Raw genomic sequence first — 19,271 nt, 5'->3', positions numbered from 1 at the left:
GACGAAGGGGAAGAATGCGACTGCGCGCCCTGCTCGCCGCCGCCCTGATCACAATCACAACGGCCCCGGCCGCCTCGGCGGTCGCCCACGGAACAGACGTCCCACCGGGCCACTTCGGCTTCGTCGCCAAGCTGGCAATGACGAAGATCCCCCGCCCGGACGGTTCGACGTACAGCAGCTTCTGCACCGGAGCCCTGATAGCCCCGGCCTGGATCCTGACCACAGGCCACTGCTTCCACGACGCCCACCGCAACCGGGTATCAGGCAAGGTCCCCTACCCGACAACGGTGACGCTGGGCCTGGTGGACGAAGCAACAGAGTCGGGCATCGCCCGCAAAGCCACCGAGGTCCTCCAGGCCAAGGAGAACGACATAGCCCTCCTCCGCCTGGACACCCCAGTGACCACAGTGACACCCCTTGCCCCGGCGACCACGCCCCCGAAGATCGGCCAGCAGCTGACCCTGGCGGGCTGGGGAAGCCTGACGTCAGCAAACCCGACCCCGGCAACCCACCTCCAGCAGGGAACGGTGACGGTGGCGAAGGTGGAGCCAACAACCCTGGGAGTCCGAGGAGCGGCCCCGGAGATCACGACAAGTGCGTGCACCTACGACTCAGGAGCCCCGTACTTCACGGAAGACCACCTGGTGGCAGTGGAGGCAACGGGCCCAGGCTGCCCCCACGCAGGAATAGAGACAACGTCGCGGGTGGACGTGCTGGCGAACTGGATCGAGAGCCGGGCCGCCTAGAGATACTTTCGGTAGTCAAATGGAGCCCCAAAGTCACCTTCCGTAAGCGACGGCTATAGCATCGCCGCTATGGATTGGGGTACCATCGAGCTCGAGCCGGAGGTCTGCGGCTGGCTGAGAGGTCTGGACGAGAACGCGATCAACCACGTCGCCTTCTACATAGACCTCTTGGCCGAGCGTGGCCCCCTGCTCGGCGAGCCGTACACGAGACAGCTGGACGGGAAGCTGCGCGAACTCCGTTTCTGGCTCGGCGAGCAGGCCACGCGCATCAGCTACTGGATCGCGCGCCGGGAAGACGGATCGTCCTGATGACGGTGTGGCACAAGACAAAAATGCGCGAAACCGCCGAGGTGGAGCGAGCCGCTCGGGCTCTGCGCCGCTGCCAGGACGAGCGGCACACGGTGGACGAGGAGGAGTCATGAGCGAGCGCACGTCGTGGAGCGAACTGCGCGAGGAACTCAAGGTCGACCGCGCCCACCATGCTTACGAAGCAGCCCGGCTGGCGTTCGAGCTGGGAGCCGAAGTCCGAACGCTGCGTGAGAAGCGAGGCTGGACCCAGACCGAACTGGCGGAGCGAGCGGGAATGACCCAGTCGGCAATGGCCAGGTTCGAAGCCGGCGGAACGATCCCCACGCTCCCGGTCCTCGAGCGCATCGCGGCAGCGCTCCAGATGCGCCTGTCGATCGCCCTGACCCCAGCTTGTTAAACCCCAGCCGAGCCAAGAGCGAACACCACGCAGAGCCGAACGGGTGACATTCCCCACCAACCCCACCACGCCACCAACCCGCGGGACGGGACCCAGAGGTGACCACGCTGGGTCGGGAGCGAACGCACCGTGGGGGGTCCGGGGGGCTCGGCCCCCCGGGTAATACAGGGCCAACGGGAAAGGGCCGGTCGCGTCAGCGACCGGCCCTGAACAGCGTGGGCGAGGAGGGAGTTGAACCCTCACGTCCTTTCGGACACACGGACCTGAACCGTGCGCGTCTGCCATTCCGCCACTCGCCCGAGTGCTTCCTTGCGGCAGCGAGGAGAAGACTATCAGGTCGTTCCGGCGGGTTTCACCGGGGGCCGTGTAGAGGCTGGCTCACCCGGATAGGATCGGTGCGGAAGCACACGTGTGAGGAGGTTTTCCCCGGTGGGCCGCGCCGAGCGTTTCGACAGACGCCTCGAGAACCTGGTGGGGAACACCTTTGCGCGCATGTTCGGTGGCAACGTCGTCACGCAGGAAGTGGCGATCGCCCTGGAGCGGGAGAGTGAGGAGAACGTTCGTGAGCTGGCAGGCGGTCGGCAGCTCGCCCCGAATCACTACATCGTGTCCCTGGGGGCGGCTGATCACGAGCGCATGGCCGGTGACGAGCAGCGCGTCACCCAGGTGCTGGCCAAGGCGGTGGCCGAACACCTCGCCGCGCAGGGCCTGGACACCTATGGTGACGTCGTCGTATCACTCGAGCGCAACGAGGCGCTGCATACTGGACAGTTCAAGACCCGTTCGTCCGTCGATCCCGACGCCCGCCCCTCAGGCGCCGGTTCACCGCGGTCGGCACGACCCAGCAACGCAGGAGACCCAGCAATGAGCCAGCCCCCCGGCTACGGCCAATACGACCAGGGTGACCCGTACGGCCAGCAGGGCCAGTACGGCTACGGACAGCAGGGTGGCCAGCAGCCCGGGTACGACCAGGGTTACGGCCAGCAGGGCGGTTACGACCAGTACGGGCAGCCGCAGCAGGGCGGTGGGTACGACCAGTACGGCCAGCAGCAGGGTGGCTACGACCAGGGCGGGTACGCGCAGCCCCAGGGCGGCGGCTACGACCAGGGCTATGGCCAGCCGCAGGGCGGCGGGTACGACCAGGGTGGGTACGCGCAGCCTCAGGGCGGGTACGACCAGGGTTACGGCCAGCCGCAGGGTGGTGGGTACGACCAGGGCGGCTACCAGCAGCCCGGGTACGACCAGTACGGCCAGCCGCAGCAGGGTGGCGGGTACGACCAGTACGGGCAGCAGGCGTACGGCCAGCCTGCCGGTGACCCGTACGGGCAGCAGGGTGGGTACGCCCCGCCCGCGCCGGGCCGCCAGCTTTCGGCGAGCCTGCAGCTGGACGACGGCTCGAACCGGACGTACTCGCTGAAGCAGGGCGGGAACGTCGTGGGCCGTGGCCAGGACGCGGACTTCCGCCTGCCGGACACCGGTGTCTCGCGCCGCCACCTGGAGATCACCTGGGACGGCCAGAGCGCGACGCTCGCCGACATCGGCTCGACCAACGGCACCACCGTGAACGGCACTCCGGTCCAGACCTGGCAGCTCGCCGACGGCGACGTCATCCGGGTGGGGCATTCGTCCCTGGTGTTCCGTACACAGGGCTGACTCGGGACACGGAATACTGTTCCCGCAGAATTGACGTGCGGGGGGACTGCGGCGTACCCGCGTCGCGGCTGCGCGGAAGAGTCGGGAGCGGACACACCAAGTGCCAGAGCTGGTCGTACAACTCACCAGGGTGGGCTTCCTCGTGCTGCTCTGGCTCTTCGTGTTCGCCGCGCTCCGGGTGGTCCGCTCGGACCTCTACGCGGCGTCGGGCATGCGCGTCCAGGTGCCGGCCTTCGGGCGGAAGAAGGAGAAGAAGCCGCGCAACAGCAAGTCGCCGCAGCAGCTGCTGGTGACCCACGGCGCGCTGGCGGGGACGCGGATCGCGCTGGACGGCAGGCCGATCCTGATCGGCCGTGCCGACGACTCGACGCTGGTCCTCGACGACGACTACGCGTCGACCCGGCACGCCCGGATTTCGCAGCGTGGCGAGGACTGGTACGTGGAAGATCTGGGCTCGACGAACGGGACCTACCTCGACCGGGCTAAGGTCACTGCACCGCTCCGGGTCCCGCTCGGAGTTCCCATCCGGATCGGCAAGACGGTGATCGAGCTTCGCCCATGACTCTCGTCCTCCGCTACGCAGCCCGCAGCGACCGGGGCCTGGTGCGTTCGAGCAACCAGGACTCCGTGTACGCCGGCCCTCGCCTGCTCGCGCTCGCCGACGGCATGGGTGGGCACGCGGCGGGTGAAGTGGCCAGCAAGGTCGTCATCGCTTCGCTCGCCCCGCTCGACGACGACGAGCCCGGCGACGACCTGCTCGCCCAGCTGCGCGAGGCGGTGGCGAACGGCAACGCCGCGATCGCCGAGCTGGTCTCGCAGGACCCGGACCTGGACGGCATGGGCACGACGCTGACCGCCGTCCTGTTCGCCGGCAACCGGCTGGGGCTGGTGCACGTCGGCGACTCGCGGGCGTACCTGCTGCGCGGCGGCCAGTTCGCGCAGATCACGCGGGACGACAGCTTCGTCAACGAGCTGCTGGAGCAGGGCCGGATCACGCCGGAAGAGGCGGCGGTGCACCCGCAGCGGTCGCTGCTGCTGAAGGCGCTGACGGGCCACGAGGTCGAGCCGAGCCTGACCGTGCGCGAGGCCCGCGCCGGCGACCGGTACCTGATCTGCTCCGACGGCCTGTCCGGCATGGTCAGCGACGAGACGCTGGCCGAGGCGGTGCAGATCCCGGACCCGCAGCAGTGCGCGGACCGGATGATCGAGCTGGCGCTCAAGGGCGGCGGCACCGACAACGTCACGGTGATCATCGCCGACGTGGTCGACGTCGACTTCGGCGAGGACGCGCCCATCGTGGGCGGCGCCGCCGGGGACGGCAGCGACGAACGGCACCAGGGCGACTCGCCCGCGGCGCGGGCCAGGGCGCTGACGCAGCCGCCTCCGCCGCCGCGCCCGGAGCTGCCGCAGCCGACCGAAGACCCGAAGGCCAAGCGCCGGAAACGGTTCCGCTGGCTGGCCGGGGCGCTGGTCGTGCTCGTGGTGCTCGCCGCGGCCGCCATCGCCACCCGCTACTTCGTGCTGAGTCAGTACTATGTCGGCGAGGGCGCGGACCAGGAGGTCGTGATCTACCGCGGCGTCCCCGGCAGCATCCTCGGCATCGACCTGCACACCTACGAGCAGGGTTCCTGCCCGCCGAACCAGGTGTGCACGGACAAGCTGCGCGTCACCCAGCTCCAGGAGGACGCGCGGCTGGCGGTGCAGAACGGCGTCAAGAAGGACAGCCTGGACGACGCCCGGAAGTACATCGACGACTTCCTGCAGCTGCACAAGCGCCTGAACAACTGCGCGCCGTCGGGTGGCCAGCCGAACCCGGCGAACTCGGCCACGCCGACGACGACCCCGTCGGCTCCGGCCGGCTCGACTGCCCCGTCGTCGGCGAACCAGCCAGCGGGGAGGGACTGCTCGACGCCGAGTTCGACGGCACCGACGACGGGAGGCGGTAACTGATGAGCCAGCCCGTCGCGCGTCCGGCCGATCCGCTCGCCGCGCAGTTCCAGACGAACCCGCCGCGCGAGGTCCCGACCCGCCGCAACACCGAGCTGGTGCTGCTGGGCTTCGCCACGTTCATCGTCACCGTCGCGCTGGTGCTGGTGGAGGCGAACCAGGAGCAGGAGCTCACCGCGTCGATCCTCTGGCTCGGCCTGGCCTACCTCGGCGTGCTGACCGGCGCGCACCTGGCGGTCCGCAAGTGGGCGCCCTACGCCGATCCCGTGCTGCTCCCCTGTGTCGCGCTGCTGAACGGCATCGGGCTGGTGATGATCCACCGGATCGACCTGGCACTGGCCGAGCGCGCCGCGCAGAACGGCCGGGACTACACGCCCGCGGTCACCGCGCAGGTCATGTTCACGGTGATCTCGCTGGTGTTCTTCGTCGTGGTGCTGATCGTGGTGAACGACCACCGCACGCTGACCCGCTACGGCTACACCGCGGGCCTGGTCGGGATCGTCGCGCTGGCGCTGCCCGCGCTGCTGCCGTCGAGCCTGTCGGAGGTCAACGGCGCCAAGGTGTGGCTGAAGCTGCCGTTCTTCTCGATCCAGCCGGGCGAGTTCGCGAAGATCCTGCTGATGATCTTCTTCGCTTCGTTCCTGGTGTCGAAGCGGGACCTGTTCATGGTGGCGGGCAAGAAGCTGGTCGGCGTCGAGCTGCCGCGGGCCCGTGACCTCGGCCCGATCCTCATCGCCGCGTTCGCCTGCATCGGCATCCTGGTGTTCGAGAAGGACCTCGGCACGTCGCTGCTGTTCTTCAGCGTCATCCTGGTGATGCTGTACGTCGCGACCGAGCGGGTCATCTGGGTCGTGCTGGGCCTGAGCTTCTTCGCGGTCGGCTGCATCATCGCCTACAACCTCTTCAAGCATGTCCAGCAGCGCGTGGCGAACTGGCTGGACCCGCTGGCCACCTACGACCAGGCGGGCGGCGGCTACCAGCTCGCGCAGGGCCTGTTCGGGCTCGGCACCGGCGGGGTCGGCGGCACCGGGCTCGGCGCCGGGCGGCCGGACATGGTGCCCGAGGCCAACACCGACTTCATCACCGCGTCGATCGGCGAAGAGCTCGGCTTCATCGGGCTGGCCGCGGTCCTGATGCTGTACCTGCTGGTCGCGATGCGCGGCATGCGCAGCGCGCTCGCGGTGCGCGACACGTTCGGCAAGCTGCTGGGCGGCGGGCTCGCGTTCACCATGGTCATGCAGATCTTCGTCGTCGTCGGCGGGGTCACGAAACTCATCCCGGAGACCGGTATCACCGCCCCGTTCCTGTCCAAGGGTGGTTCGTCGCTGCTCGCGAACTACATCCTGGTCGCGCTGCTGCTCCGGATCTCCGACGCGGCCCGCAAGCCCGCCACCCGCCCGAAGCCGCAGCAGCAGCCGCAGGCGCCGATCGCGGAAGCGCACACCGTGCTCGTGCAGCGCCCGCCGTCGAACGGGGGCGCGCAGGCATGAACACCCCGCTGCGCAAGGTCGGCATGGCGATGCTCGTCATGGTCGTCCTGCTGCTGGCGAACGCCACCTACATCCAGGTGGTCAAGGCCGACGACTACCGCACCGACTCGCGCAACGCGCGCGTGCTCTACGACGAGTTCGCGCGCCAGCGCGGCAAGATCGTCGCGCCCGGCGGCGAGGTGCTGGCCAGCGTCAACCCGTCGAACGACAAGTACAAGTACATCCGGACCTACGCCGACGGCCCGCTGTACGCGCCGGTCACCGGGTTCTACTCGATCAACTACGGGGCAGGCGGCCTGGAGAAGGTCGAAGACGACGTCCTCAACGGCTCGGACCCGCGGCTGTTCGTGCGGCGGCTGTCGGACATGGTCACCGGCCGCGACCCGAGCGGCGGCAACGTCCGGCTGACCATCGACCCGGCCGTGCAGAAGGCCGCGTACGACCTGATGACGCAGAAGAACTACACCGGCGCGGTCGTCGCGATGGAGCCGAAGACCGGCCGGATCCTGGCGATGGTGTCGACCCCGTCGTACGACCCGAACCAGCTGGCCGCGCACACGTCGAAGGCGCAGACCGACGCCTGGAACGCGAACATCAAGAACGACAAGAAGCCCATGCTGAACCGGGCGATCTCGGAGACCTACCCGCCCGGCTCGACGTTCAAGCTGGTCACCGCGGCGGCCGTGCTCGAGGACGGCAAGGGCCCGGACACCCAGGTCGACACCGCCCCGAACACGAAGGTTCCCGGCAGCAGCAAGACGCTGGAGAACTACGCCGGCGCGGCCTGCCCCGGCAACACGTTCAAGGACGCGCTCGCGCACTCCTGCAACGTGCCGTTCGCGCAGTTCGCCGGCCAGCTCGGCGCGGACAAGCTCAAGAAGACGGCGGCGAACTTCGGCATCGGGCAGGCCAACCTGACCGTGCCGATGAAGGTCGCCACGTCGACGGTCGGCGCGCTCGACTCGCCGGACGCGCTCTACCAGAGCGGCATCGGCCAGCGCGACGTCCGCCTGACGCCGCTGCAGGACTGCCTGCTCGCGGCCACCGTGGCCAACGGCGGGATGGCGATGAAGCCGCAGCTGGTGCAGTCGGTGCTGGCGCCGGACCTGTCGACCATCGAGGACTACAGCCCCACCGAACTCACCGGCACCCCGGCGCTGTCGTCGTCGAACGCCGCGATCCTCAAGGACATGATGATCGCTTCCGAAGGCTTCACCAAGGGCGGCGGCAAGCGCGCCGACATCAAGATCGCGTCGAAGACCGGCACCGCCGAGCACGGCACGGACTCCAAGAACACCTTCCCGCACGCCTGGTACACCGCCTTCGCCCCGGCCGACGACCCGCAGATCGCGGTCGCCGTCATCGTCGAGGACGGCGGCAACCGCGGGCTCGCGGCCACCGGCGGCACGGTCGCCGCCGAGATCGGCCGCGCGGCGATCAACGCCAAGCTCGGGGGTGGTTAGCCCATGCTGTCCTCGGGTCAGCTGCTGGCCGAGCGGTACAAGCTGACGAACCGGATCGCCGTCGGCGGGATGGGCGAGGTCTGGCAGGCCAGCGACACCCGGCTGGACCGGACCGTGGCCGTCAAGATCCTCAAGGCCGAGCTCTCCGGCGACGCCGAGTTCCTCCACCGCTTCCGCACCGAAGCGCGGATGACGGCGTCGCTCAACCATCCGGGCATCGCCGCCGTCCACGACTACGGCGAAACCGTCTTCGACGGCGACCTGTCGATCGCGTACCTGGTGATGGAACTCGTCGACGGCGACCCGCTGGCCGGGCTGCTGGCCAAGCACGGGCGGCTGTCGGCGGAGTTCACGCTCGACATGCTCGAGCAGGCGGGCAACGCGCTGCAGGCCGCGCACGAACAGGGCCTGGTCCACCGCGACGTCAAGCCGGGCAACATCCTGGTGACGTCGGCGGGCCAGGTGAAGATCACCGACTTCGGGGTCGCGAAGGCCGCCGACGCGGCCCCGGTCACCCGGTCCGGCATGGTCATGGGCACCGCGCACTACATCGCGCCGGAGCAGGCGCTCGGGCACCCGGCGGAACCGGCGTCCGACGTCTACTCGCTGGCGGTGTGCGGGTACGAATGCCTCGCCGGGCACCGGCCGTTCCTGTCCGAGAACGCCGTGACGGTCGCGATGATGCACATCCGCGACCTCCCGCCACCGCTGCCGCCGGACGTGCCGCCCGCGGCGCGCGCGGTGATCGAGGCGACGCTGGTCAAGGACCCGCGGCAGCGCTACAACAACGGCGGCGAGTTTGCGGCCGCCGTCGCCGCGGTCCGCGCCGGGCTGCCGCTCCCGGCGCCGTCCGGGGTGGTCAACGCCGCGTACGCGACCGGCCAGCAGCCGCAGGTGCAGGTGCCGCAGCAGCCGGTCCAGCCGCAGCTGGCCCCGCCCCAGCAGCCGATGCCGCCCGGCCCGCCGTCCCCCGCGGTGAACCCGATGGTGGCCATCGGCCCGCCGTCCCGGCCCGCGGTGCGGCCCGCCATGGTCCCGGCCCACCGGAAGAAGTCGCAGTGGGGCTGGTGGGCGCTTCTCGCGGCGATCCTGCTCGTTGTCCTGGTGGCGGGCATCGTGCTGGTGGCGAAGATGATCGGCAGCTCCGGCCCGCCCACGCAGGGTGGCCAGCCGACCGGCCAGGTGGTCCCGGGCAGACAGCCGCCCGGGGAGCAGCCGACCGACGCGGCGAACAGTCCCGGCACGACCGACGATGGCCGGCAAGGCATCATGACCACACCTTGGACGGAATGGAACGGCATCCAGAGATGAGCACACCCAGACTGCTCTCCAACCGGTACGAGCTGGGCGAAACGCTCGGCTACGGAGGCATGTCCGAGGTCCATCACGGCCACGACGTGCGTCTCGGCCGGGAAGTCGCGATCAAGATCCTCCGTGCCGACCTCGCCAGGGATCCGCAGTTCCAGGAGCGCTTCCGCCGCGAGGCGCAGAACGCCGCCGCGCTGAACCACCCGGCCATCGTCGCGGTCTACGACACGGGCGAGGCGAACACCGAGTTCGGTCCGCTGCCGTACATCGTCATGGAGTACGTCGAAGGCCGGACGCTGCGCGACATCGTCAAGACCGAGGGCCCGATGTCGCAGAAGCGGGCGATGGAGGTCATGGCCGACGTCTGCGCGGCACTGGACTTCTCGCACCGCCACGGCATCGTGCACCGCGACGTCAAGCCGGCCAACGTGATGATCACGAAGAACGGCGCGGTCAAGGTGATGGACTTCGGCATCGCGCGCGCGATGCACGACGGCCAGGCCTCGATGACCCAGACGGCCGCGGTGATCGGCACGGCCCAGTACCTGTCGCCGGAGCAGGCCCGCGGCGAGTCGGTCGACGCCCGCTCCGACGTCTACGCCGCCGGGTGCGTGCTGTACGAGCTGATCACCGGCGAGCCGCCGTTCACCGGGGACTCCCCGGTCGCGGTCGCCTACCAGCACGTCCGGGAGGACCCGAACCCGCCGTCGTCGGTGAACCCGGCGGTGGCCCCGGAGCTGGACGCGGTGGTGCTCAAGGCACTGGCCAAGGGCCCGGCGAACCGCTACCAGTCGGCGGCGGAGATGCGGTCGGACCTGGTGCGCACGCTTTCGGGCCAGCGCCCGGCGGCGCCGATGGTGATGTCCGAGGACGAGCGCACGCAGGTGATGAACGCCGACCGGCGGCAGCCGCAGCGCTACGAGGAGTACAGCGAGCCGGACGACGAGGACCCGAAGGCCAAGCGCCGCCGCCGGACGATTTTCGCTGTCCTGGCCGCGATCTTCGTGCTGGGTTCCGTGCTGCTGATCATGTGGCTGTCGAACGCTTTCAAGAGCAACGACCCGACCACGGTGGCGATCCCGGACGTGCTGCACCAAACGGTGCCGCAGGCGCGGGAGACGTTGAACAGCAAGGGCTTCAACGGCACGATCGAGCAGAAGCAGGTGACCTGCTCGGTCCCGGCGACCGACGGCAACCCGTCGTGCACCCAGGACGACATCAACCGGGTCATCAAGATCGACCCGGCGGTCGGCGTCTCGGTCGCGACGGACACGAAGATCACCCTGACCGTCGGTGTCGCGCCGGGCAAGGCCAACGTGCCGGACCTCAAGGGCAAGACGCGTGACCAGGCCCAGCAGGCCCTGACCGACGCGAAGCTGGTCCTCGACACGAGCGTCGAGGAGGTCGAGGTCGACGACCCGAGCCAGGCCGGTCTGGTGCAGTCGCAGACCCCGCCCGCGGGTTCGACGGTCGACCAGGGCAGCACCGTGCACATCAGGGTGGCCAAGTCGAAGCAGATGAAGCAGGTCCCCGACTACACCGGCAAGCCGTACTCGCAGGCGAAGACGGCGCTGGAAGCCCTGGGCTTCACGACGAAGCGGGTCGACCAGGCATCGGATTCGGTGCCGAAGGACAGCATCATCACCCAGCAACCGAACGGCGGCTCGGTGGCGGTGGGCAGCCTGATCACGCTGACGGTGTCGACCGGTCCGGACACCTCGTCCAACCAGATCCAGATGCCGAGCCTGGTCGGAATGACCGTCGACGAGGCACAGGACAAGCTGGCGAGCATGGGCTGGACGGGCACCCTGAAGCAGCAGGCTGACAAGAACAGCAAGCAGCCCGAGGGCACGGTCACCAAGCAGAGCGTGCCGCCGGGCACGCAGATCTCCAAGGATCAGACCATCACCGTGGGCGTCTCGGAAAACAGCGGCTTCCCGTTCCCGACGGGACCGACGACAACCCCCTCTGGGGGCTGAGAGGTCTCACGCAGAAGGCCCGCACGGTTCGCCGTGCGGGCCTTTTCGCGTTCGTCAGGCTTTGTCCAGGAAGCCCCGGACGGCACCGAGCACCTGCTCGGCATCACTACTAGCCCCGCAGTCGAGTTCGAGTTCCTCGGCGGCACCGGAGCGTTTGACCTTCAGGGAGACGCGGGCTTCGCGGCACCGCCGCAGCCACGCGAAGAGCGAGCGGCAGAAGACACCGGCGGAGTTGCTCGACACCCCGACGACAACGGCGTCGAAGACCTGGACGCGGCCCCGGAGTTCGTCCTCGCCGCGCAGCCAGTCGGCGAGTTCCGTGCCATCGGCGTCCGGCACGGTGATCGCGACGATCCCAGCCGTCACGCGTTCTCCCTTCACCCGGAACCGGAGAGGACCCGAACCTTAGTCGCGTTCACCGTCCGACCGGAAGCCCGGAGGGAAACTGCATCCTGCAATTTGCAGTCAGGACCGTCGGCGTACGAGGGCCGAGACGGCGAGGAAGCTCGCCGCCAGCACCGCCACCGACGTCACCAGCGCCAACGTCAGCGGGCCCGCCACGGGCTCCTCGTCGGTCAGGGCGTGCAGGAGGGGGTGGACCAGCGGGATCTTCGCCAGCAGGACCACGATGAGCGTGACCACCGCCGCCAGGACCGTCCAGCCGATGGCGGTGTACCAGGAGCCGGGAATACGGCAGGGCGATCGCGATGCCCGTCAGCGAGCATGCCAGGTGGGCCAGCAGGCCGATGCCCAGCGCCGGCGGGTGGAACTGCCCCGTCTTGAGGGCCGACCACAGCTCGGTGATCACCGTCAGGACCAGTGCGCAGGCCAGCACCGTCAGGATCGCCGCCGTGATCATGCGGGGCCGGCGGCGGGCGTGGCTCAGCGTCACCAGGCGCTGGACCGGGTCCTCGATGTCGAGCAGCGCGATCGTCAGCCAGCACGACACGACCAGCAGCCCGCCGGCGCTCACGCCGAACAGCGGCAGCGGGGGTGCGCTCGGGTCGGCGTAGAGGATCACGCAGAGCGCGAGGTAGGCCAGCAACGCCGGCAGGTACCGCTGGGAATGGCCGAGCAGCGCCAGGTAGTACCGCGTCAGGGCGAGCACGGCGCCACCTCCCGGACCGACCAGCCGTCCTTGAGTGCCCGCAGCAGCACCGCGTCGACGTGGGTGACCTCGACGGTGAGCACCACCTGGCGGCCCTCGGCGACGGCGTGGCGCACGCCGGGTTCGTCCGTCCAGGCGGGACCGGTGCCCTGCAGCACGATGCGGGTGGTCGGTTCCGTGCTTTCCGCGGTGAGCCTGCCGCCGTCCATGAGGTGGACGACGTCGGCGTGGTCGTGGACCACCTGCGGGCGGTGGTCGGTGAACACGACGCTCGCGCCGCGGGCCCGGGTCTCGGCCACCAGCTCGGCGAGGACCGCGTGCGTGGCGACGTCCAGGCCGGACCACGGCTCGTCGAGGATCAGCAGGTCGGGGCGGACCATGACCGCCTGCGCGAGCCCGACCTTCTGCGCGTTGCCCTTGGACAGCGTCCGCAGCGGCGCAGTCGGGCCGCCGACCAGGGCGAGCCGGTCGAGCAGCGGGTCGATCACCGAGAGGTCGCCGAGGCCGCGGATGCGGGCCATGTGCCGCAGGTACGCGCGGGCACCCATGCGCTGGCCCGCCGGGAAGCGGTCCGGCAGGTAGCCGATGCGCGGGGTTCCGGTCACCGAACCGGTGGTCGGGCAGGAGAGGCCTGCCATGATCCGCAGCAGCGTGGACTTGCCGGAACCGTTGCTGCCGAGGATGCCGACGACGTGCCCTGGCTCGACGGTCAGGTCGACGTCGCGCAGGACGAAGTCACCACGCCCGTACCGCTTGCCGACCCCCGCGAGCCGGATCACGCAACAGCGGCCTTCTGCAGTGCCTTGGTCGCGCGCTCCAGCTCGTCCACGCGGGCCGGGTCGACGGGGTGGCCCGCGGCCGCCAGCCAGGTGGCGAGCATCCGGTGGCCGCCCTCGGTGAGCACCGACTCCGGGTGGAACTGGACGCCTTCCAGCGGCAGCTCGCGGTGGCGCATGCCCATCACGATGCCGGACTCGGTGCGCCCGGTGATCTCGAAGACGTCGTCGGAAATCGTGTCCGGCAGCACGGTCAGCGAGTGGTACCGGGTGGCCGTGAACTCCGCGGGCAGGTCCTTGAGGATGCCGGCGCCGGTGTGGCGCACCTGGCTGGTCTTGCCGTGGAGCAGCTCGGGCGCGCGGTCGACGGTCGCGCCGTAGACGACGCCGAGCGCCTGGTGGCCGAGGCAGACGCCGAGCATCGGGGTGCGCGTCTCGGCGCACTTGCGGATGACGTCCATGCTCTGACCTGCGCGTTCCGGCGTGCCGGGACCGGGAGAGACGAGCACGGCGTCGAATTCGGCCACGCGGTCGAGGTCCACGACGTCGTTGCGCCAGACCGTGCAGTCGGCGCCGAGCTGGGCCAGGTACTGGACCAGGTTGTAGACGAAGCTGTCGTAGTTGTCGACGACGAGAACGCGCATGGCGCCGAGCTTACCGGCTCCCACCTGATGGACCGTACGCCAAATCACATTTTAGGTTAGGTGAACCTAACTTACCGTGGACCGGGTGAGCCGTTCTCTTCGTGTAGCCGTGGTCGGTGCCGGTCCCGCCGGGATCTACGCCGCCGACATCCTGGACAAGTCCGACGCCGACGTGCAGATCGACCTGTTCGAGCGCATGCCCGCGCCGTTCGGGCTGATCCGCTACGGCGTCGCGCCCGACCACCCGCGCATCAAGGGCATCGTGACGGCGCTGGAGAAGGTGCTCTCGAAGCCGAACATCCGGCTGCTGGGCAACATCGGCTACGGCACCGACATCAAGCTCGACGAGCTGCGCGAGTTCTACGACGCGGTGATCTTCTCGACCGGCGCGTCGGCCGACCGCGCGCTCGACATCCCGGGCATCGACCTCGACGGCAGCTACGGCGCCGCCGACTTCGTGTCCTGGTACGACGGTCACCCGGACGTGCCGCGCACCTGGCCGCTGACCGCGTCCTCGGTCGCGGTCCTCGGCGTCGGGAACGTCGCGCTGGACGTCGCGCGGATCCTCGCGAAGACGGCCGACGAGCTGCTGACCACGGACATCCCGGACAACGTCTACCAGGGTCTGAAGGCCAGCCCGGTCACCGACGTGCACGTGTTCGGCCGCCGCGGCCCGGCGCAGGCGAAGTTCACGCCGCTGGAGCTGCGCGAGCTGGACCACTCGCCGAACGTCGAGGTCATCGTGTACCCGGAGGACATCGAGTTCGACGAGGGCAGCATCGCGGCACTGCGGGCGTCGAAGCAGATCGACATGGTCGTGAAGACGCTGCAGGAGTGGGCGATCCGAGAGCCGGGTTCCCGGCCGCGCCGGCTGCACCTGCACTTCTTCCACTCGCCCGCGGAGGTCCTCGGCGAGGACGGCCGCGTGACGGGCCTGCGCACCGAGCGGACCGAGCTGACCGGCGACGGGACTGTCCGCGGCACCGGCGAGTTCCACGACTGGGACGTCCAGGCGGTGTACCGCGCGGTCGGCTACCTGTCGTCGCACCTGCCGGAGCTGCCGTTCGACCACGTGGCGGGTGTCGTGCCGAACCAGGCGGGCCGGGTGCTGGACCTGGACGAGAACCAGGTGCCGGGCGTGTACGTGACCGGCTGGATCAAGCGCGGCCCGGTCGGCCTGATCGGCCACACGAAGGGCGACGCGGCGGAGACGATCGCGAGCCTGCTGGCCGACGCGGACACGCTGACCGCCCCGAAGTACGACTCCCCCGACGCGATCCTGGACTTCCTGGCCGCGCGCGGGATTCCGTTCACCACCTGGGAAGGCTGGGGACGGCTGGACGCGCACGAGAAGGCACTGGGCGCGGCGGCGGGCCGCGAGCGCGTCAAGGTCGTGGAGCGCGAGGAGATGACGCGGGTGTCGCGCGGCTAGGCTTCGGCGCCGAGGTAGGCCAGCACCGCGAGCACCCGGCGGTTCGTGTCGTCCGAAGCCGTGATGCCGAGCTTCGCGAAGATGTTCGCCGTGTGCTTGCCGACCGCGCCCTCGCTGAAGTGCAGGCGGGTGGCGATCGCCGCGTTGGAGCAGCCTTCCGCCATCAGGGACAGCACTTCGCGCTCGCGCGGGGTCAGCGCCGCCAGCGGGTCGGATGCGTTGCCCGCCACCAGTTTCGCGATCACCTCGGGGTCCATCACGGTGCCGCCCGCGGCGACCCGGCGGACGGCGTCGACGAACTGGTCCGCGTTGAACACCCTGTCCTTGAGCAGGTAGCCGATCGCGCCGGTGCCGTCGGCCAGGAGTTCCCGCGCGTAGAGCTGCTCGACGTGCTGGGACAGCACCAGGATCGGCAGCCCCGGTGTCTCGCGGCGGGCCGCCAGCGCGACCTGCAGGCCCTCGTCGGTGTTCGTCGGCGGCATCCGGACGTCCACAATGGACACGTCGGGGCGGTGCTCCCGCAGTGCCGCCGCCAGTTCCGGGCCGCTGGCGACTGCCGCGACGACGTCGAAGCCGTGGGCGGCCAGCAAGTGCGTCAGGCCGTCTCGGAGGAGGTATTGGTCTTCGGCGATGACAGTTCTCGGCCGAGCTGACACGGGATCTCCAGGGACGCCTTCGTCGGCCCGCCGGTCGGGCTGGTCAGCGTCAACCTACCGTCGAAACCGCCGAGCCTGCGGTCGATTCCGCGGAGCCCGGAGCCCGCCGCCGGGTCCGCGCCGCCCGGGCCGTCGTCGGTCACCACCACGGTCAGCAGGTCGTCCGCGAACCCGACGTCGATCGCCGCGCGTTTCGCGCCGTGCTTGGCCGCGTTGCCCAGCAGTTCCGACACCGCGAAGTACACGCACGCCTCGACCGGCTCCTCGACGCGTCCCGGCAGCGAGCCGGTGACCTGGGTCTTCAGCGGGCTGTCCAGCGCGAGCGCGCGGACGGCGTCCAGCAGCCCGCGTTCGGACAGCACCGGCGGGTGGATGCCGCGGATCAGCACCCGCAGCTCGGTGAGCGCCTCCGACGACGACGCGCGCAGCTCCGCCGCGAGCCGTTTCGCCGCCGCCGGGTCGGTGTCCACCAGCGCTTCCACCGCGCCCAGCTTCATCCCCATCGCCACCAGCCGCGACTGGATGCCGTCGTGCAGGTCGCGTTCGATGCGCCGCAGTTCCGCGGCCTGCGCAACCGTGACGTCGGTCCGCGTCTGGGTGAGCCGTTCGACCCGCCGGGCGAGCCGGGACGACTCGGTCGGCCCGAGCCACACCCGCGCGAACCGCGCCTGCTGCCGGGCGAGCCAGGGCGCCGGGACCAGGCCGGCGACGATCATCGCCAGCAGGACCGGCGTCTGGGCGAGCGCACCTCCGTGCGTCGACACCTCGGGCAGCGGCCACCACCCGACCGGCGACGAGACGAACGGCCGCCAGATCCACAGCGCCGCGAGGCCGGCGACGCCTCGGCTGATCAACGCGGCCGTCGGCAGCAGGCAGACGAACGACACGAGCGGGATCAGGCCACCGCCTGCCAGGTCGCGCCAGGTCGCCCGGTCCCGCAGCACCCAGCGCGTGCGCGCGTGCTGGACCGGCCAGAACGGCTCTTCGTACAGCTGCTTGCCGACCTGGTACAGCCCGTCGGGGCGCGGCACGGGCAATCCCGGCGGCGGCAGGTACGGCCGCGCGATCTGCACTCCGGTCCAGTTCCCGGCTTCGCGGCGCAGCGTGTCCGTGACGGACCGGGTGGCCAGCACGACCGGGACGGCCAAGGGCAGGAAGCCGGCCATGAGGAGCAGCTGCGGGATCGAGAAGACCAGCAGCACCACGGAAAGCGCGAACAGCCCGGCCTGGTGCCCGAGTGCTTCGACGTGCCGGTGCAGCCACTTCAGGCGCGGCTCGGCGGGCGGCCGGGGACCGAGCCACCAGCGCGTCCACCGGCCGTAGCCGCGCAGCACCACCGGGCCGCCGAGGAGGACGGCGACCGGCAGCAGCAGCGTGACGAGCGGGTTCACCAGCTGCCAGGCGAATTCACGGCCCGCCGCCGGGTCCTCGAGCGCCCAGGTGAGCCGGCGCTGCCAGCGGATCCAGAACGCCCGCTTGTAGAGCTGGTTGCCGTCGCGGTACCAGCCGTCGCGCTCCCGCACCGGCTCCGGCGGCTCGGGCCGGTACGGCGCCGCGACCTCGACGCCACACCAGCGCGCGGCCAGCACGCGCATGGTCGCCGACCGGCCGCGGGCCCAGACGACCGCGGGGCCGAAGAAGAAGACGAGCCCGGTGCACAGCAGCGCGAACGCGACCAGCTGGATCAGGACGTCGACCCAGCTGAGCACCGCGAACGCGGCCAGCGCGGCCGCCCGGCCGAGTGCACGCAGGTACGTCATCCGGCAATCCTCCCCGGCCGGTAGCTGCCGTCACAGTGCGCGAAGCCCCACGATAGGGGTGGGGCCAGACCCACCCCCGCGTCAGCAAAACCCTACTTGAGCTGGGGTTTCACCGTCATTACGCGGAAGGCCGCCGGTTCGTAGTTTCGAAGCCATGCCTCTCATCGAAGTCACCGATCTCCGCAAGAGCTACGGCTCCCGGGTCGCGGTCCACGGCGTTTCGTTCACCGTCGAGCGCGGCGAAATCTTCGGCATCCTCGGCACGAACGGCGCCGGGAAGACCACCACCGTCGAATGCCTCCAGGGCCTGCGCCGGGCCGACGGCGGCACGATTTCCGTGCTGGGCCTGGATCCCGTGGCCGACCGCGCCGCGCTGACCCGCCGCGTCGGCGTCCAGCTGCAGGAAAGCCGGCTGCCCGCGAAGCTGCGGGTGCGCGAGGCGCTCGAACTGTTCGCCTCCTTCTACCCGGACCCGGCCGACGTCGACGTCCTGCTCGACCGGCTCGGCCTGCGCGAGCACGCCTGCCGTTCCTTCGGAAAGCTTTCCGGCGGCCAGAAGCAGCGGGTCTCGGTCGCGCTGGCCCTCGTGGGGCAGCCCGAGCTGGCGATCCTCGACGAGCTGACCACCGGGCTCGACCCGCACGCCCGCCGCGAAACGTGGGAACTCGTGGAAGGCATCCGCGCCACCGGCGTCACGGTCCTGCTGGTCACCCACTTCATGGACGAGGCCGAGCGGCTCTGCGACCGCGTCGCGATCTTCGACGCCGGGCGCGTGGTCGCCACCGGTACCCCCGGCGGGCTCCGCCAGTCAGTCAATGCGTCCACTTTGGACGACGCGTTCGTCTCGCTCACGAGGAGTGCCCGATGACCGCCTTCGCCAAGATCACCGCCACCGAAACGAAACTCTTCCTCCGCTCGCCGTTCATGGCGGTGGCCGGGCTCCTGCTGCCTGCCGTGCTGCTGCTCGCGATCGGCGCCATCCCGGGCATGACGAAACCCAGCGAGGTGACCGGCGGGTACCGGTTCATCGACGCGTGGGTGCCATCGCTGATCGTCATGAGCCTCGCGATGCTCGCGCTGCAGTCGATCCCGGCCGCCGTGGCGGCCTATCGCGAGCAGGGCGTGCTGCGGCGGCTGGCCACCACACCGGTCCACCCGGCGAACCTCCTCGGCGCGCAGCTGCTGATCCACGTCGTCGTCGCGCTGGCGGGCATCGGGTTGGTGCTGGGACTGGCCGACGCCGTCTACGACGTCCCGCTGCCGAAGCACCCGGTGTCGTTCGCGCTGACGCTCGTGCTCGGCACGGTCTCGATGTTCGCGCTGGGCCTGGTCGCGGCGGCGGTCGCCCGCACGGCAAGGGCGGCGGGCGCGATCGCGATGGTCGCGTTCGTCCCGGCGATGTTCTTCGGCGGCGTCTACCTGCCGCGGCCGCTGCTGCCGGAGGTCGTCCGGCGGATCGGGGACTACGTGCCGCCGGGGTCGCAGTCCCTGCAGGACGCCTGGGTCGGCACCGGCGTGCAGCCGCTGCAGCTGGTGGTGCTCGCCGCCTTCGCGGTGACCGGAACGGCACTGGCGGCACGGCTTTTTCGCTGGGAGTGACCGG

18 protein-coding genes, 1 tRNA gene and 1 pseudogene are annotated in these 19,271 nt (G+C 70.2%); 13 read left to right on the top strand and 7 right to left on the bottom strand.

What is annotated here, in order from left to right:
- Positions 1-14 precede the first annotated feature (14 nt).
- From ABJI51_RS19800 to ABJI51_RS19790, 3 genes are all read left to right on the top strand, one after another.
- Positions 15-746, top strand: coding sequence for a S1 family peptidase (locus ABJI51_RS19800; protein WP_348952529.1), 732 nt, complete (start codon positions 15-17; stop codon positions 744-746).
- 69 nt (positions 747-815) lie between these two features.
- Entirely contained in the window at positions 816-1,055 is a 240-nt protein-coding gene (locus tag ABJI51_RS19795) for a type II toxin-antitoxin system RelE/ParE family toxin (RefSeq protein WP_348952528.1), read from the top strand.
- 109 nt (positions 1,056-1,164) lie between these two features.
- Positions 1,165-1,452 (top strand): helix-turn-helix domain-containing protein, encoded by a 288-nt coding sequence (locus ABJI51_RS19790; protein ID WP_348952527.1) that lies wholly within the window; start codon positions 1,165-1,167, stop codon positions 1,450-1,452.
- A 216-nt stretch (positions 1,453-1,668) separates the two neighbouring features.
- Here ABJI51_RS19790 and ABJI51_RS19785 read toward each other — a convergent pair.
- Positions 1,669-1,751 (bottom strand) — tRNA-Leu (locus tag ABJI51_RS19785).
- Positions 1,752-1,881: 130 nt separating this feature from the next.
- On the opposite strand from ABJI51_RS19785, the gene ABJI51_RS19780 reads away from it, so the two are divergent.
- The 7 genes from ABJI51_RS19780 (at position 1,882) to pknB (ending at position 11,292) form a co-directional block, all read left to right on the top strand.
- Positions 1,882-3,105: an FHA domain-containing protein gene (locus ABJI51_RS19780; RefSeq protein ID WP_348952526.1), complete on the top strand. Its 1,224-nt coding sequence runs from the start codon at positions 1,882-1,884 to the stop codon at positions 3,103-3,105.
- A 100-nt stretch (positions 3,106-3,205) separates the two neighbouring features.
- On the top strand, positions 3,206-3,667 hold the full coding sequence (locus ABJI51_RS19775; RefSeq protein ID WP_348952525.1) for an FHA domain-containing protein FhaB/FipA: 462 nt from the start codon (positions 3,206-3,208) through the stop codon (positions 3,665-3,667).
- The gene (locus tag ABJI51_RS19770; RefSeq protein ID WP_348952524.1) at positions 3,664-5,055 is read left to right on the top strand and encodes a PP2C family protein-serine/threonine phosphatase; all 1,392 of its coding nucleotides are present in this window, start codon (positions 3,664-3,666) and stop codon (positions 5,053-5,055) included. Before ABJI51_RS19775 ends, ABJI51_RS19770 begins: the two co-directional genes overlap by 4 nt.
- Positions 5,055-6,542: an FtsW/RodA/SpoVE family cell cycle protein gene (locus ABJI51_RS19765; protein ID WP_348952523.1), complete on the top strand. Its 1,488-nt coding sequence runs from the start codon at positions 5,055-5,057 to the stop codon at positions 6,540-6,542. The genes ABJI51_RS19770 and ABJI51_RS19765 overlap by 1 nt, the downstream gene beginning before the upstream one ends.
- Positions 6,539-8,005: a peptidoglycan D,D-transpeptidase FtsI family protein gene (locus ABJI51_RS19760; protein ID WP_348952522.1), complete on the top strand. Its 1,467-nt coding sequence runs from the start codon at positions 6,539-6,541 to the stop codon at positions 8,003-8,005. The genes ABJI51_RS19765 and ABJI51_RS19760 overlap by 4 nt, the downstream gene beginning before the upstream one ends.
- A 3-nt stretch (positions 8,006-8,008) precedes the next feature.
- On the top strand, positions 8,009-9,316 hold the full coding sequence (locus ABJI51_RS19755) for a serine/threonine-protein kinase (protein WP_348952521.1): 1,308 nt from the start codon (positions 8,009-8,011) through the stop codon (positions 9,314-9,316).
- Entirely contained in the window at positions 9,313-11,292 is a 1,980-nt protein-coding gene (gene pknB, locus ABJI51_RS19750; protein ID WP_348952520.1) for a Stk1 family PASTA domain-containing Ser/Thr kinase, read from the top strand. The genes ABJI51_RS19755 and pknB overlap by 4 nt, the downstream gene beginning before the upstream one ends.
- Before the next feature lie 54 nt (positions 11,293-11,346).
- Here the strand turns inward: pknB and ABJI51_RS19745 are convergent, their stop codons facing one another.
- From ABJI51_RS19745 to ABJI51_RS19730, 4 genes and pseudogenes are all read right to left on the bottom strand, one after another.
- Positions 11,347-11,658, bottom strand: coding sequence for an effector-associated constant component EACC1 (locus ABJI51_RS19745; protein ID WP_348952519.1), 312 nt, complete (start codon positions 11,656-11,658; stop codon positions 11,347-11,349).
- 99 nt (positions 11,659-11,757) lie between these two features.
- Positions 11,758-12,400: pseudogene (locus ABJI51_RS19740) on the bottom strand (hypothetical protein).
- Complete coding sequence (locus ABJI51_RS19735) at positions 12,388-13,179, bottom strand: ABC transporter ATP-binding protein (protein ID WP_348952518.1); 792 nt, start codon at positions 13,177-13,179, stop codon at positions 12,388-12,390. Before ABJI51_RS19735 ends, ABJI51_RS19740 begins: the two are co-directional and overlap by 13 nt.
- On the bottom strand, positions 13,176-13,820 hold the full coding sequence (locus ABJI51_RS19730; protein ID WP_348953038.1) for an aminodeoxychorismate/anthranilate synthase component II: 645 nt from the start codon (positions 13,818-13,820) through the stop codon (positions 13,176-13,178). The genes ABJI51_RS19735 and ABJI51_RS19730 overlap by 4 nt, the downstream gene beginning before the upstream one ends.
- Positions 13,821-13,905: 85 nt before the next feature.
- Between ABJI51_RS19730 and ABJI51_RS19725 the strand changes: the two genes are divergently transcribed.
- Complete coding sequence (locus tag ABJI51_RS19725) at positions 13,906-15,252, top strand: FAD-dependent oxidoreductase (protein WP_348952517.1); 1,347 nt, start codon at positions 13,906-13,908, stop codon at positions 15,250-15,252.
- Here ABJI51_RS19725 and ABJI51_RS19720 read toward each other — a convergent pair.
- A complete protein-coding gene (locus tag ABJI51_RS19720; protein WP_348952516.1) occupies positions 15,249-15,908 on the bottom strand; it encodes a response regulator in 660 nt (219 codons plus the stop codon). The two genes, ABJI51_RS19725 and ABJI51_RS19720, sit on opposite strands and share 4 nt — an antisense overlap.
- On the bottom strand, positions 15,848-17,668 hold the full coding sequence (locus ABJI51_RS19715; protein WP_348952515.1) for a sensor histidine kinase: 1,821 nt from the start codon (positions 17,666-17,668) through the stop codon (positions 15,848-15,850). The genes ABJI51_RS19720 and ABJI51_RS19715 overlap by 61 nt, the downstream gene beginning before the upstream one ends.
- A 154-nt stretch (positions 17,669-17,822) precedes the next feature.
- Here ABJI51_RS19715 and ABJI51_RS19710 point away from each other — a divergent pair, with 154 nt between their 5' ends.
- Positions 17,823-18,536: an ABC transporter ATP-binding protein gene (locus ABJI51_RS19710; RefSeq protein ID WP_348952514.1), complete on the top strand. Its 714-nt coding sequence runs from the start codon at positions 17,823-17,825 to the stop codon at positions 18,534-18,536.
- Positions 18,533-19,267 (top strand): ABC transporter permease, encoded by a 735-nt coding sequence (locus tag ABJI51_RS19705; RefSeq protein WP_348952513.1) that lies wholly within the window; start codon positions 18,533-18,535, stop codon positions 19,265-19,267. Before ABJI51_RS19710 ends, ABJI51_RS19705 begins: the two co-directional genes overlap by 4 nt.
- Positions 19,268-19,271 lie beyond the last annotated feature (4 nt).

Source organism: Amycolatopsis melonis (genome assembly GCF_040064235.1).
Taxonomy (GTDB): Bacteria; Actinomycetota; Actinomycetes; order Mycobacteriales; family Pseudonocardiaceae; genus Amycolatopsis; species Amycolatopsis melonis.
Note: the sequence above shows the minus strand (reverse complement) of the source record. Positions and strands in the feature narration are given on the sequence as shown.